The sequence below is a fragment of the Pseudarthrobacter sp. efr-133-R2A-89 genome (genome assembly GCF_030209315.1).
GTDB lineage: Bacteria > Actinomycetota > Actinomycetes > Actinomycetales > Micrococcaceae > Arthrobacter.
In genome coordinates this window covers 490,642-503,904 of record NZ_JARVSE010000002.1, presented here as the reverse complement: position 1 = coordinate 503,904, position 13,263 = coordinate 490,642, and the positions used below count along the sequence as shown (strand labels likewise).

General features: G+C 67.0%; 11 protein-coding genes. 10 read left to right on the top strand and 1 reads right to left on the bottom strand.

From position 1 onward, the window contains the following. Window positions 1–131 precede the first annotated feature (131 nt). A complete protein-coding gene (gene treS, locus QRM95_RS05060) occupies window positions 132–2,408 on the top strand; it encodes a maltose alpha-D-glucosyltransferase (RefSeq protein WP_285246729.1) in 2,277 nt (758 codons plus the stop codon). A 60-nt stretch (window positions 2,409–2,468) separates the two neighbouring features. On the opposite strand, the gene QRM95_RS05055 is transcribed toward treS, so the two are convergent. Beyond that, the gene (locus QRM95_RS05055; RefSeq protein ID WP_285246728.1) at window positions 2,469–3,689 is read right to left on the bottom strand and encodes an ROK family transcriptional regulator; all 1,221 of its coding nucleotides are present in this window, start codon (window positions 3,687–3,689) and stop codon (window positions 2,469–2,471) included. A 226-nt stretch (window positions 3,690–3,915) separates the two neighbouring features. Here QRM95_RS05055 and QRM95_RS05050 point away from each other — a divergent pair, with 226 nt between their 5' ends. The 9 genes from QRM95_RS05050 to QRM95_RS05010 all read left to right on the top strand — a co-directional run bounded on the left by QRM95_RS05050 (window position 3,916) and on the right by QRM95_RS05010 (window position 13,257). Next, on the top strand, window positions 3,916–4,980 hold the full coding sequence (locus QRM95_RS05050) for a Gfo/Idh/MocA family protein (RefSeq protein WP_502934935.1): 1,065 nt from the start codon (window positions 3,916–3,918) through the stop codon (window positions 4,978–4,980). After that, window positions 4,977–5,807 carry a hypothetical protein gene (locus tag QRM95_RS05045; protein WP_285246726.1) on the top strand — a complete coding sequence of 277 codons (831 nt, stop codon included), beginning with the start codon at window positions 4,977–4,979 and terminating at the stop codon, window positions 5,805–5,807. Before QRM95_RS05050 ends, QRM95_RS05045 begins: the two co-directional genes overlap by 4 nt. 113 nt (window positions 5,808–5,920) lie before the next feature. Beyond that, window positions 5,921–7,246 carry an ABC transporter substrate-binding protein gene (locus tag QRM95_RS05040; RefSeq protein ID WP_018762697.1) on the top strand — a complete coding sequence of 442 codons (1,326 nt, stop codon included), beginning with the start codon at window positions 5,921–5,923 and terminating at the stop codon, window positions 7,244–7,246. 9 nt (window positions 7,247–7,255) lie between these two features. Then, the gene (locus QRM95_RS05035) at window positions 7,256–8,218 is read left to right on the top strand and encodes a carbohydrate ABC transporter permease (protein WP_285246725.1); all 963 of its coding nucleotides are present in this window, start codon (window positions 7,256–7,258) and stop codon (window positions 8,216–8,218) included. Then, window positions 8,218–9,111 carry a carbohydrate ABC transporter permease gene (locus QRM95_RS05030; protein ID WP_285246724.1) on the top strand — a complete coding sequence of 298 codons (894 nt, stop codon included), beginning with the start codon at window positions 8,218–8,220 and terminating at the stop codon, window positions 9,109–9,111. Before QRM95_RS05035 ends, QRM95_RS05030 begins: the two co-directional genes overlap by 1 nt. Window positions 9,112–9,157: 46 nt before the next feature. Next, window positions 9,158–9,910: a sugar phosphate isomerase/epimerase family protein gene (locus tag QRM95_RS05025; protein ID WP_285246723.1), complete on the top strand. Its 753-nt coding sequence runs from the start codon at window positions 9,158–9,160 to the stop codon at window positions 9,908–9,910. Then, complete coding sequence (locus tag QRM95_RS05020) at window positions 9,907–11,034, top strand: Gfo/Idh/MocA family protein (protein WP_285246722.1); 1,128 nt, start codon at window positions 9,907–9,909, stop codon at window positions 11,032–11,034. The genes QRM95_RS05025 and QRM95_RS05020 overlap by 4 nt, the downstream gene beginning before the upstream one ends. Window positions 11,035–11,053: 19 nt before the next feature. Further along, complete coding sequence (locus QRM95_RS05015) at window positions 11,054–12,232, top strand: Gfo/Idh/MocA family protein (protein WP_285246721.1); 1,179 nt, start codon at window positions 11,054–11,056, stop codon at window positions 12,230–12,232. Between the two features lie 23 nt (window positions 12,233–12,255). Continuing rightward, window positions 12,256–13,257 carry a sugar phosphate isomerase/epimerase family protein gene (locus QRM95_RS05010; RefSeq protein ID WP_285246720.1) on the top strand — a complete coding sequence of 334 codons (1,002 nt, stop codon included), beginning with the start codon at window positions 12,256–12,258 and terminating at the stop codon, window positions 13,255–13,257. The last annotated feature ends 6 nt before the right edge of the window (window positions 13,258–13,263 follow it).

Genomic DNA, 13,263 nt, shown 5'->3' with positions numbered 1-13,263 from the left:
CGGTTGCACCGCCCAGTAGCATCGGGAGAGGGAACACCGAATACTCCCTGTCCGGCTGGGTACCTTTCCACGGGCAAGGGGCTACGGAGCATCCATGCCAGCACGGAGACGAGCAGTGGAAAGAGGAGCTTATGCGGGAGCCGGGGACCAGCGAGCGAGTTTCGGATGCGGATAACACCGCCGGAGTGGGTGAAGGGGAGGCGGCCGCCACGGAGCCGGCAGCGGACCTGGAAGTCACTTTCGACGAACAGTTCTTCGCCGCCCGGCCAAAAGCGCTGCGGCCCGTAGCGCGGCGGCGCCAATTCGTGGGCAACAGGCCCTCCTTCGAATTCGACGGCCGGAACGCTGCGTACGTGGATTGGCTGCGCAACCAGGCCATGCTCGGTGACGCCAACGTCCTGGCCCGGCAATTGTCCGGCCAGGCCAGCATGTGGCAGAACTCGTACGCGCATCCGAACCCCCGGGCCGCCGTCGAACGCGCCCCTGTCTGGTTCACCGCTTACCCGCTGTCCTTCATCACCGAGCCGGGCCGGTCCTTCCTGTCCGCCTTGGGAGACAAGGCCATGTGGGAAGCCTTCCGCGAGATCGGCATCCGCGGCATCCACACCGGGCCGGTGAAACTGGCCGGCGGCATCAGCGGCTGGTCGCACACGCCCAGTGTTGACGGGCACTTCGACCGGATCAGCATGGCGATCGATCCGGTCTTCGGCACCGAAGAAGAGTTCCGCAGCATGTGCGAGGTCGCTGCCGAGCACGGCGGCACGGTCATTGACGACATCGTCCCGGGCCACACCGGCAAGGGCGCCGACTTCCGGCTGGCCGAAATGAACTTCCGCGACTACCCCGGGATCTACCACATGGTGGACATTCCGGAGGAGGACTGGAACCTCCTGCCCGATGTCCCGGAGGGGGCGGATTCGGTCAACCTCAGCCCTGATTCTGAACAGGCGCTGCAGAAAGCCGGGTACATCATCGGCAGGCTCCAGCGCGTCATCTTCTACGAACCCGGGGTGAAGGAAACCAACTGGAGCGCCACCCGGCCCATCGTGGACACCACCGGCAAGACCCGCCGCTGGGTCTACCTGCACTACTTCAAGGCCGGGCAGCCCTCCATCAACTGGCTGGACCCCACCTTCGCGGGCATGCGGCTGGTGGTGGGCGACGCCCTGCACTCCCTGGTGGACCTGGGTACCGGGGCGCTCCGCCTCGACGCCAACGGGTTCCTGGGCGTGGAAAAGAGCGCCGAGGAACAGCCCGGCTGGTCCGAGGGCCACCCGCTGTCCGAGGCAGCCAACCAGCTGATCGGATCCATGATCCGCAAGGTGGGCGGGTTCTCCTTCCAGGAACTGAACCTCACCATCGACGACATCAAGGCAACCTCCGAATCGGGTCCCGACCTGTCGTACGACTTCATCACCCGGCCCGCGTACCACTACGCCCTGGTCACCGCGGACACCGAATTCCTGCGGCTGACGCTGCGCCTGTCCATGGAGATCGGGGTGGACCAGGCGTCCCTGGTCCATGCCCTGCAGAACCATGACGAACTGACCTACGAGCTCCTGCACTTCGCCGCCGGGCACCGGGAGGAGATGTTCGAACTCAACGGTGAGGAACTCACCGGCGCACAGCTCGCCGAGCAGGTCCAGCAGACCCTGCGGGACCGGCTGACCGGTGAGAACGGACCGTACAACGCCGTCTTCACCACCAACGGCATCGCCTGCACCACCGTCAGCTTCATCATGGCCGCCCTGGGCATCCAGGATCCGGACGCCGTGACCCCGGAGCAGGAGGCACAGATCCGGGACGTCCACATCCTCCTGGCCATGTACAACGCGCTGCAGCCGGGAGTCTTCGCCCTCTCCGGCTGGGACCTCACGGGCATCCTGGCCCTGGACCGGAGCAGCGTCCGGGAACTCACCTCCCAGGGCGACACCCGCTGGATCAACCGCGGCGCGCACGACCTCATGGGGACCAGCCCGGACGCCACCACGTCCTCGGCGGGCATGCCGCGGGCGCGCAGCCTGTACGGCACGCTGCCGGAGCAGCTTCAGGATGCGAACTCGTTCGCGCGCAGGCTGCAGCGGATCCTTGCCGTCCGCGAGGACAACGGCATTGCCACGGGCACGTTGCTCGATGTCCCCGAGGTCTCCAACCGCGGGGCACTGGTGCTGGTCAACCGGCTCCAGGACGGCGCCTTGCAGGTCACGGCGCTCAACTTCTCCGGGCAGGACATCGCCGGCAGCATCCAGTCCAACGAGCTGCCCTCCGGGGCCAACGTCAAGGACCTCTTCAGCGGCGAGACGGTGGGGCAGGTGGATGACCTGCACAGCTTCTTCCTCGAACTGCCGGCCTACGGCGGGACGGCACTGCTCCTTACCGAGGCACCGGAGCCGGACGCGGAGGCTTAACGGAGGACGCCGGGCGGTGCCGGGGGATTCGTTCCCGGCGCCGCCCGGCGCGGCTCCTTGCTACCCGGCGATCGCGCCCGAAAGCGTGGCTTCGATGATGGCCGGTGAGAGGACGTACTGGGTAACCAGCTGGCTCGCGCCGAGGACGGCCGCCTGGTCGCCTGCCCGGGAGACATTGATGCGCAGGTGCGAAGTGGCCAGCGGCGGGGAGCGCCGGTACACCACCTCACGGATTCCCGCCACCAGGTGCTCGCCCGTTTCGCCGAAGCTGCCGCCCACCACGATGACGGACGGGTTGAGCAGGTTCACCGCGGTGGCCAGCACCTCACCGATGTCCCGGCCTGCCTGCCGCAGCGCCTGGATGGCCTGCAGGTTGCCGTCGGCGGCGAGCCGGAGCACATCGGCGCCCCTGGCGACGTCCACGCCCTGGTCCCGGAGGGAGCGTGCGACGGCGGGCCCGGACGCGAGCGCCTCAAGGCACCCGTAGTTTCCGCAGGCACACAGGACCTCCGCTCCGCGGGCCACCTGGACGTGGCCAAGGTCGCCGGCCGTGCCGTTCGCGCCGCGCTGCAGCTCCCCGTTGCTGATGATGCCGGACCCGATGCCGGTGGCCACTTTCACGAAGAAGAAGTTGTTGTGCTCGGGCCAGTGGGCGGACTGCTCCCCCAGCGCCATGATGTTCACGTCGTTGTCGACGAGCACATGGACGGGCAGGGACCGCTGGACGTAGCTGACCACGTCGAACCCGTCCCAGCCAGGCATGATGGGCGGCTTGACCGGTTTTCCGGTGTCGTGTTCCACCGGCCCCGGAAGCCCGATGCCAATCCCGGCGAGTTCGGTGACGCTGCGTCCCGCGGACGCCAGCAGTTCCTTGCCCTGCGCAACCACCTGGTCCAGCACAGCTTCCGGCCCGTCTGCCACCTGCAGGGACAGCCGATGCTCGGCGAGGATTGTCCCGCCAAGGTCGGTGACGGCGACAATCACGTGCGTGGCACCGACGTCGACGGCCAACACCAGGCGGGCGGACGGGTTGAAAGCAAAGCGCGACGGCGGCCTCCCGCCGCTGGAGAGTGCCTCACCGGCAGGTCCCACCAGGCCGGAGAGCATGAGCGCGTCGATCCGGGAGGCAACCGTGGACCTGGCGAGGCCCGTGCTTAGGGCGAGCTCGGCACGGGTACGGGCCCTGCCGTCCCGCAGCAGCTGGAACAGGTCCCCCGCGCGCGACAGATTGCCGGCGTCGGATTCCTTTCCGAGCTGTTTCCCGGCGGGTGGAGAAGTCATGCACTAAGTCATAACACTCTTACTTAGCACTGTCATCACGCCAGAAGAATAACGAGAAACAAGCAACTTTTGCTTGACGCGCGGCAAAAGTAGTTCTACCTTGTGACTCAGGGCACATTCGTGAATCCGATGGCTGGTATCCACCACGGTGATCCCACCACTGCAGAGTCCGCTTACGAAGAGGTAATTGAACTTGTCCCATCACACCGCGCCGACAGACCAGCCCTTGGGGGTTGGCATCCTGGGGGCAGGACCGGTGACCCAAGCTATCCACCTTCCCGCCCTGGCTCGGCTCCGCGATGTCCTCGAGGTACGGCACATCATGGACGTCGACGCAGCCGTTGCGGCTTCCGTGGCGGCGCGCGTCGGGGCAACGTCCAGCACCAGCATGGACGAGCTGCTGGGCGATCCGGCCGTGGACATCGTCGCGATCTGCAGCCCCCACCAGTTCCACGCGGACCAGGTCATCGCCGCATGCCGGGCCGGCAAGAAGGCTGTCCTCTGCGAAAAGCCGTTTGCAATGAACGCCGAGGAAGCCACCCGCATCTCTGCGGTCAGCACCGAAACCGGGGTCCCGATCGTCGTCGGCGCCATGCACACCTTCGATCCGGGCTGGCTCGCCGCCGAACAGAACTGGGGCGACCTTCCCGAAACGGCCCACACCATCCGTTCCTCCATCGTCCTGCCACCGAACGCCCGGTTCGAAGACTTCGCCACGGAAATCCTCACCCGCCCCGCCGCCGGCCGGCCGGACTACTCGGACATCGAGGTCCTCAAAGCCGCCCTCCAGGGCGGGATCATGGGCCTTGCCATCCACGACCTTCCGCTGGTGCGCCGGTTCACGCCCGATTTCGAGCACGTCGAAGTCCTGCAGGCGCGGCACGTCCGCCCGTTCGGCTACGCCGTCTCCCTCCGAACCCCCTCCCGGGTCATTGAACTGCGGGCCGTTATGAACGGCACCTGGAAGCCCGAGTGGACTTTCGAGGCCATCGCCGACGATTCCGCGCTCCGGATCGACTTCACGCCCTCCTACGTCCAGGCCGGCTCCGCCGTGGCCACCTTCACCCGCAATGACGGCAGCGAGACCTCCAGCTTCGGCCCCTTCGGCCACAACGGCTACGAGGGCGAGTGGCGCGAACTTGCCGGGCTCGCCAATGGAACCCGGCAGGCCCCGCCCGCCCAAACCCTGATCGACGACCTCACGTTTGCCCTGGCCATCGCCGGGGCCACGGTGGAAAGCGCCGCCCGGGACCATGCGGCCCCAGCCCACACGGCAGGAGTTTCCGCATGAGCGCCCACTTCACGGTGCAGGCCACGCCCGCAGCCCGGGCGGCAGGCGCGGTCACCGAGACGGTGGCATCGCTGCCTGCAACGTTCGGACCCATGCCGGCCGGCCATTCCGGCCACGCCGACGTGCTGGTGGTTGCGGGCAGCAGGGGATGGGCCGCCGAAGCCGCCGGCGCCGTGCAGGCAGGGGCCCGCGGCATTGTGGTGGCCAACCCCGAGCCCGAGGACACCTCGGAACTCGCGGCTGCGGCAGACGCGGCGGGGGCCGTCGTCGTCCTCGATCTCCGTTGGGCCGCGAACCCGGCCCTGGCTGCCGAAGGTTCCGGACCGGATGCCCGCGGCGCAGTGCGCAGCGGGCTGGGGACCGCCTCGCTGCTGGACAGCGTGGCGACGGCGGCGCCCGGCACCGATCCACGGCAGCTCCTCAGCGACCACCTCGCCGCCTTGCTTGCCGTGGCAGGCCGCCTGGACGGCGTGGCCGTCCTGCGCCTGGACACCTCCGGTTACACGGCAAGCGGCAGGCTGGCGAACGGTGCGCCGTTCACCGCCCAGGGCGTGCTGACCGCCGCCCGGCCGGCCGGCGTCGACATCCGCCTTTACACCGCCGACGGCGGGGTTGCCGTCCGGGTCCCCGATCCGGACGCCGCCTGGCCTGCGGAGGTCCGGGTCACCGGGCCGCACGGCGACCTCCTGCTTCCCACCCTGTACGAATCCGCCCACCGGTTTGCGTGGCGGCGGCTGAAGGAGCACCTCAGCGCCGGCACCAGGCCGGACGATCTGGCCGGGTTCGCCCGGCTGACCGACCTCTACGCAACCCTGACCGCCACGTAACCAGCCTTTAGATACGCAACCGAAAACAGCAGTCCAGTCCCACCTCCACTCTCAAAGATGAGCAGGACCGTACCAACGGCACACTGCGCCCGACGGTCCCGAAAGGACACACCATGAATGCATCTTCCGAACCACGCCGCTCCTTCTCCCGCCGCGGCTTCCTGGGCCTGACAGCTGCCGCAGCCTCCGTGCCGCTGCTGGCAGCCTGTGGTGGCGGCTCGGCGTCGCAGGGCGGCGGGGGCGGAGCCGGCGGGACCGTCAAGTTCTGGGACATGCCTTGGGCAACGCCGGCCTACAATGATGCCGCCAAGAGCATCGCCGAGGGCTTCTCCGGTGCCAACGGCAGCAAGGCCAGCTACCAGATCATCCAGTGGAACAACTTCTACCAGACCTTCTCCTCCGCGATTGCTTCCAAGACCGGTCCCGCGGTTTCCACCGGCGGCGGCTTCCAGGCGTTCCAGTTCGAGCAGCAGGGCCAGATCGCCTATGCGGACAAGGTGATCGACAAGCTGAAGGCGAACGGCCAGTTCGACGACTTCCTGCCCGGCGTGCTGGACCCCTTCAAGTCGGACAAGGGCTACGTGGCTGTTCCCTGGCAGCTGGACATGCGCGTCTTCTGGTACCGCAAGTCCCTCTTCGAGAAGGCAAACGTTGCCCTGCCCACGGACTGGCCGTCCCTCCTTGAAGCCGGCAAGGCCCTGAAGAAGGTCGGCGCCTTCGGCTTCACCACCGGCGCAGGTGCCGGCAACAACTACGCCAACCACTCCATGATCATGATGATGGTCAACAACGGCGGCGGCGTGTTCAACAAGGACGGCGAGCTGGACCTGTTGAACGACCGCAACGTGGAGGCCATGGAGTTCGTCCTGGAGCTCGTGTCCAACGGCATCGTGGACCCCGCCGCGGTCAGCTACACCACCGACAACATGTCAGCCCAGTGGAAGGACGGCAAGGCAGGCTACGGCCTCTTCCAGGTGAACGTTCCGCAGCGCGTGGGCGACACCTCAGGCGACCTCCTGGTGGCTGACCCGATCAAGGGCCCGCACGGGGACAAAGCCACCATCGTGTTCCCGAACAACATCATGATGTACACCAACACCCCGTCCCAGGACGCCTCCGAGGAGTTCCTGGTGTACTACCTGGGCCAGCTCAAGCAGCTGTGGCAGAAGAAGCTCATGTCCGCACTGCCGGTCTTCAAGTCCATCACGGAGATGCCCGAGTTCGCGGACGACCCCAACAACGTCAAGATCGTCAAGGACTGGCAGCCGATCGCCAAGACCTTCGCCTCCCAGGGCAGCAAGCTGAACGCCAACCTGGCCGCCCTCGACGGCGGCCAGGCCCTGAACCAGTTCAGCCAGACCATCATCACCGGAAAGGCCGACGCCAAGACCGCCCTGCAGACCTTCCAGTCCGGCCTCGAGTCCGTCCTGAAGAAGTAAGCGCCCGCCATGTCCTCCACCACTGCACAATCCGGCCTCGCCCGGGCCCGCCGCGGGCTTGCCCCCGGCGGGTCCGGGGCCGCCCCCGGCAAACGCAAGAGCAAACTCTCGGCCCAGGCCACCAGGACCTTCTTCTGGCTCCTGCTCCCCTCTGTGGTCCTCCTGGTCCTGATCCACGGCTACCCGCTGATCTATGCCGCGGTCCAGGCGACGCACGACGGCGACCTGCTCCAGACCGGCAACTTCGTCGGCGTCCAGAACTTCACCACCGTCCTGACCTCGCCGGCGTTCTGGAAAGCCGCCCAGTTCACCCTCTGGTTCACCATCGTCGGCGTGTTCGGATCCTGGCTCGTGGGCCTGGGCCTGGCCCTGCTCCTGCGCACCAAGATCCCCGCCGGCAACACGTTCAAGGTCCTGCTGCTCCTGCCCTGGGTGGTGCCGATCGTGGTGTCCTCCACCGCCTGGAACTGGCTGGTGGCCACCCCGGACAGCCTGATTCCCGCACTGTTCCGGAACCTCGGCCTGGGCACCCCGCTGTTCCTGGCAGACCCCACCCTGGCCTCCATCACCGTGATGGTCTTCAAAGTCTGGGTCAGCTTCCCGTTCATGATGATGATGATCTCGGCCGCCCTGGCGTCCGTGGACACCACCGTCTACGAGGCCGCCAGCATGGACGGCGCCAGCCGCTGGCAGCAATTCACCCAGATCACCCTGCCGCTGATCGCCCGCTCCACCTACATCAGCTGGATCCTGATGACCATCTTCTGCGTCAACGACTTCCCCACCATCTACCTGCTCACCGGCGGCGGCCCGGTCAACGCCACCACCTCCCTGGTGGTCCTGGCCTACCGCACCGTGTTCCAGGACTTCGCCACCGGCCCCGGCGTGGCCATCGCCTTCCTCATGACCATGACCCTGGTGGTCATCTCGGTCATCCTGTACCGCCAGATCCGAAAGTCGAGTGTCGAATAATGAGCGCAGCAGTCCACGCCCATCCCCAGTCCGGCCCGGCCCTCGGCGTCGACCAGGCAGGCAACACCCGCCGGGTACTCTCCGAAGCCGGCCAACGCGGCCGCTGGTGGCGGTTCATCGCCATCCTCATCATCACCGCGATCGTGCTGGTGCCCATCATGGTCACCATCGTGCTCGCGTTCACCCCTGGCCCCAACAGCACCGCCACCGGCCTGACCTTCGAGAACCTCAGCAACGTCTTCTCCAAGACCCTTGCCGCCACCTGGCTGAAGAACAGCCTGGTCACCACCCTCTCCACCGTGGTGGTATCGGTCGCGGTGGCCGCACCCGCCGGCTACGTCCTCTCCCGCGGCCGGTCCAAGGCCGTCTCCGGCTACTCCCTGCTCCTGTTCGTCATGCAGTCGCTGCCCATCATCACCTCGGTGGTGCCGCTGTTCATCCTGTTCGCCGGGATGGGCCTGGTGGACAACCTCCTGGGCCTGACCATCATCTACGTCGGTTCCACCATGACGGTGGCCACCTGGATGATGGCCGCGTACTTCGACTCCATCCCCATCAGCCTTGAGGAAGCGTCCTGGATCGACGGCTGCTCCGTCTTCGGATCCTTCACCAAAGTGGTCCTCCGGAACTCCCTCCCCGGCGTCCTCTCCACCGCCATCTTCGCCTTCCTCCTGGCCTGGAACGACTACCTCGTGGCCATCGTCTTCCTCCGCTCCAACGAAATCTTCACCCTTCCCATGGGCGTGCAGTCCTTCTTCCAGCAAAACGCGACAGACTGGACCTCAGTCATGGCCCTGGCCGTGGTCATGATGCTCCCGCCCGTCATCGTGTTCGCCGCCCTGAACAAATACTTCAGCGTCGGTGGCATCGGCGGCTCCCTCGCGGGCCGCTGACCTCCGGCTGTCGTCCAACCGCTTCCCAACACCGTTAAGGAAACCCATGTCCTACTCGCTTCAGCTCTACACGCTCCGCAATGCCATCTCCGAGGACCTGCCCGGCACCATCAAGAAGGTTGCCGATATTGGCTTCACCCAGGTGGAGCCCTACAACTTCGTGGCCACGGCCAAGGAACTCGGCGCAGCCCTGAAAGAGAACGGCCTCACCGCACCGTCCGGCCACGCCCCGCTGCTGAGCCAGGACCAGGACGAAATCTTCACCGCGGCCAAGGAACTGGGGATCAGCACGGTCATCGACCCGTTCCTGCCCGCCGAGCACTGGCAGAAGGCCGAAGACATCCAGGCCACCGCCGAAAAGCTCAACCAGGCTGCCAGGAAGGGGGCCGAGTACGGCATCCGGGTGGGCTACCACAACCACGCCTGGGAACTGGAGTCCACCATCGAGGGACGCACCGCCCTGGAATACTTCGAATCCCTGCTGGACCCGGAACTCGTCCTCGAAGTGGACACGTACTGGGTTGCTGTCGGCGGGCAGGACCCGGTGGACATCCTGGCCAAGCTGGGTGACCGGGTGAAGTTCATCCACATAAAGGACGGCCCCCTCACCAGGGACAACAAGGCCCAGCAGCCGGCAGGCCAGGGCAAGGTGCCGGTCATGGACGTGATCGCCGCGGCCACGTCGCTTGAAGTGGGAGTGGTGGAGTTCGACGACTACGCCGGTGACATCTTCGAAGGCATCGCCGAATCCCTCGCTTTCCTGAACAGCAACACCGCAGCCGAAGGAGCCACCGCGTGAGCACCCCCGCAGCAAAATCTCCCCGCAAGGGCCCGGTGGGCGTCGGCGTGATCGGCGCCGGCGTGATCAGCAAGCAGTACCTGGACAACCTCACGGCGTTCCCGGACCTGAAGGTCCACGTCATCGCGGACCTCTTCGAGGAAGCCGCCGAGGCGCGTGCCAAGGAGTACGGCGTCCCCGAGTGGGGCGGGGTGGAGAAGGCCCTGAACCATCCCGACGTCGAAATCATCGTCAACCTCACCATCCCGGCAGCACACGTGGAGGTGGCCACCGCCGCCGTCAACGCCGGAAAGCACGTCTGGACCGAAAAGCCCTTTTCCCTGGACCGCGAGTCCGGGCTTGGCCTGCTCAAAACGGCGGACACCGCCGGTATCCGCCTGGGCTGCGCCCCGGACACGTTCCTCGGTGCCGGGATCCAGACCGCCCTGCGCCTGATCCAGGGCGGCGACATCGGCACCCCGCTGACGGCAATGACCACGTTCCAGACCCCCGGCCCGGAGTCCTGGCACCCCAATCCGGCGTTCCTCTTCCAGCACGGTGCCGGCCCGCTGTTCGACATGGGCCCGTACTACCTCACCACCCTGGTCCAGGCGTTCGGCTCCATCCGCAAGGTGGCCGCCGTCGGGTCCAAGGCCAAGGATGTCCGCGTGATCGGTTCCGGCCCCAAGGCGGGCGAGGAATTCACGGTCGAGGTGCCCACGCACGTCTCGGCCATGGCGCAGTTCGAGTCCGGCGCCTCCTCGCACAGCGTCTTCTCCTTCGAGTCCCCCCGGACCCGGATGGGCTTCGTGGAGATCACGGGCACCGAAGCGACCCTGTCGCTGCCGGATCCCAACTACTTCACCGGCGACATCAAGCTCTGGCGCGCCGGCGACGAGGACTGGACCACTGTTCCGGCCACCGGGCCTGCCAACGGCCGCGGCATGGGCGTCCTGGACATGGCACGGTCCATCCGCGCCGGCGTCCCGCACCGCGCCACCGGAGACCTGGCGTACCACGTGCTGGACACCATGGTTTCCATCAGTGAGTCCATCGACTCCGGCACGTTCATCGACGTCGAGAGCTCCGCCCCGGCATCCTCCGCCATCCCGGAGGACTGGGCTCCGGAAACCGCCACCCTCTGACAGGCAGCAGGAACGCATCATGAGCACACCCGCACACCCCTCCGAATCCACGCCCTCCCGCCCGTTGGGGGTCGCGGCGATCGGTTACGCCTTCATGGGCAAGGCGCACTCCAACGCATGGCGGAACGTGGCCAGCTTCTTCGACGTCCCGGCCTTCGAGCAGAAGGTCCTCGTGGGCCGGGACGCCGGCGCCGTGGCCGAGGCCGCGGCCGCGTATGGCTGGGCGGAGTCGGCCACCGACTGGCGCACCGTGATTGAACGAGATGACATCGACATCGTGGACATCTGCGCGCCGGGCTGGATGCATGCCGAGATCGCCATCGCAGCGCTGGAGGCGGGCAAGCACGTGCTGGTGGAGAAGCCCCTGGCCAACACGCTGGCCGAGGCCGAACTCATGACGGCCGCGGCCGCCAAGGCACGTGCCCGGGGAGTGCAGTCGATGATCGGATTCAATTACCGGCGCGTCCCGGCGCTGGCCCTGGCCAGGGAACTGATCGCCGAGGGCCGCCTGGGCACGGTCCGGCACGTCCGCGCCGCCTACCTCCAGGACTGGCTCGCCGATGCGCAGGCGCCCATGACCTGGCGGCTGCGGAAGGAAACCGCCGGGTCCGGCGCGCTCGGGGACATCGCCAGCCACGCCATCGACCAGGTCCTCTTCCTCCTTGGCGACCAGGTCAGCGAGGTCAGCGGCCGGCTGCACACCTTCGTGGACCGCCGCCCCGGCACAAGTGGTCCCGCAGGCGGCCTAGAAGAAGTGACGGTCGACGACGCCGCCTGGGCCACGCTGTCCCTCACCTCCGGGGCGGTCGCCTCAGTGGAGGTGTCCCGGGTGGCCACCGGCAGGAAGAACTCCCTCCAGATCGAGGTGTACGGCGAGAAGGGCAGCCTCCTGTTCGACCTGGAAAACCTCAATGAACTCGGCTTCCTGGACGCCACCCTCCCGGTCCGTGAGCAGGGCTTTCGCCGCATCCTGGTCAACGAACCCGAGCACCCCTACCTGGAGGCGTGGTGGCCGCAGGGCCACATCATCGGCTGGGAACACACCTTCACCCACCAGGTCCGCGACTTCCTGCTCGCGGTCCGGGACGGAACCCAGCCCTCGCCGTCGTTCGAAGAAGGCCTGAACGTCCAGTACGTCCTGGACGCCGTGGAGGAATCCGCAGCCAATAAGAGCACCCTCACCGTCGTGCGCCACTAGCACCCCACCACCAAGGAGCCCCCATGCCCCGCCCCTTCACCCTGTTCACCGGCCAGTGGGCCGACCTGCCCTTCGAAGAAGTCGCGCGCCTGGCCTCCGGCTGGGGCTACGACGGACTGGAAATCGCCGTCTCCGGCGACCACCTGGACGCCTGGCGCTGGGACGAACCCGGCTACGTCGAGTCCAAACTCGAGATCCTGGACAAGTACAACCTCAAAGTCTGGGCCATCTCCAACCACCTCAAAGGCCAGGCCGTCTGCGATGACCCCATCGACTTCCGGCACCAGGCCATCGTCGGCTCCAAAGTCTGGGGCGACGGCGACCCCGAAGGCGTCCGCACCCGCGCCGCCGAGGAAATGAAACACACCGCCCGGCTCGCCAAAGCACTCGGGGTGGACACCGTCGTCGGGTTCACCGGCTCCGCCATCTGGCAGTACGTGGCCATGTTCCCGCCCGTCCCGGAAAAAGTCATCGACGCCGGCTACCAGGACTTCGCCGACCGCTGGAACCCCATCCTGGACGTCTTCGACGAACAAGGCGTCCGGTTCGCCCACGAAGTCCACCCCTCCGAGATCGCCTACGACTACTGGACCACCGTCCGCACCCTCGAAGCGATCAGCCACCGCGAAGCATTCGGCCTGAACTGGGACCCCTCGCACATGATGTGGCAGGGCATCGACCCCGTCTCCTTCATCTGGGATTTCAAGGACCGGATCTACCACGTGGACTGCAAGGACACCAAGATCCGCCAGACCGGACGCAACACCGTGATGGGCTCCCACCTGCCTTGGGGCGACCCCCGCCGCGGCTGGGACTTCGTCTCCGCCGGACGCGGCGACGTCCCGTGGGAAGCCTCCTTCCGCGCCCTGTCCGCGATTGGCTACAACGGCCCCATCAGCATCGAATGGGAAGACGCCGGCATGGACCGCCTCCACGGAGCCCCCGAAGCCCTCGCCGCCTTGAAGAAGTACGACTTCCCCGCCTCCCAAACCAGCTTCGACGCCGCCTTCAGCAGCAACGACTGACGCCGC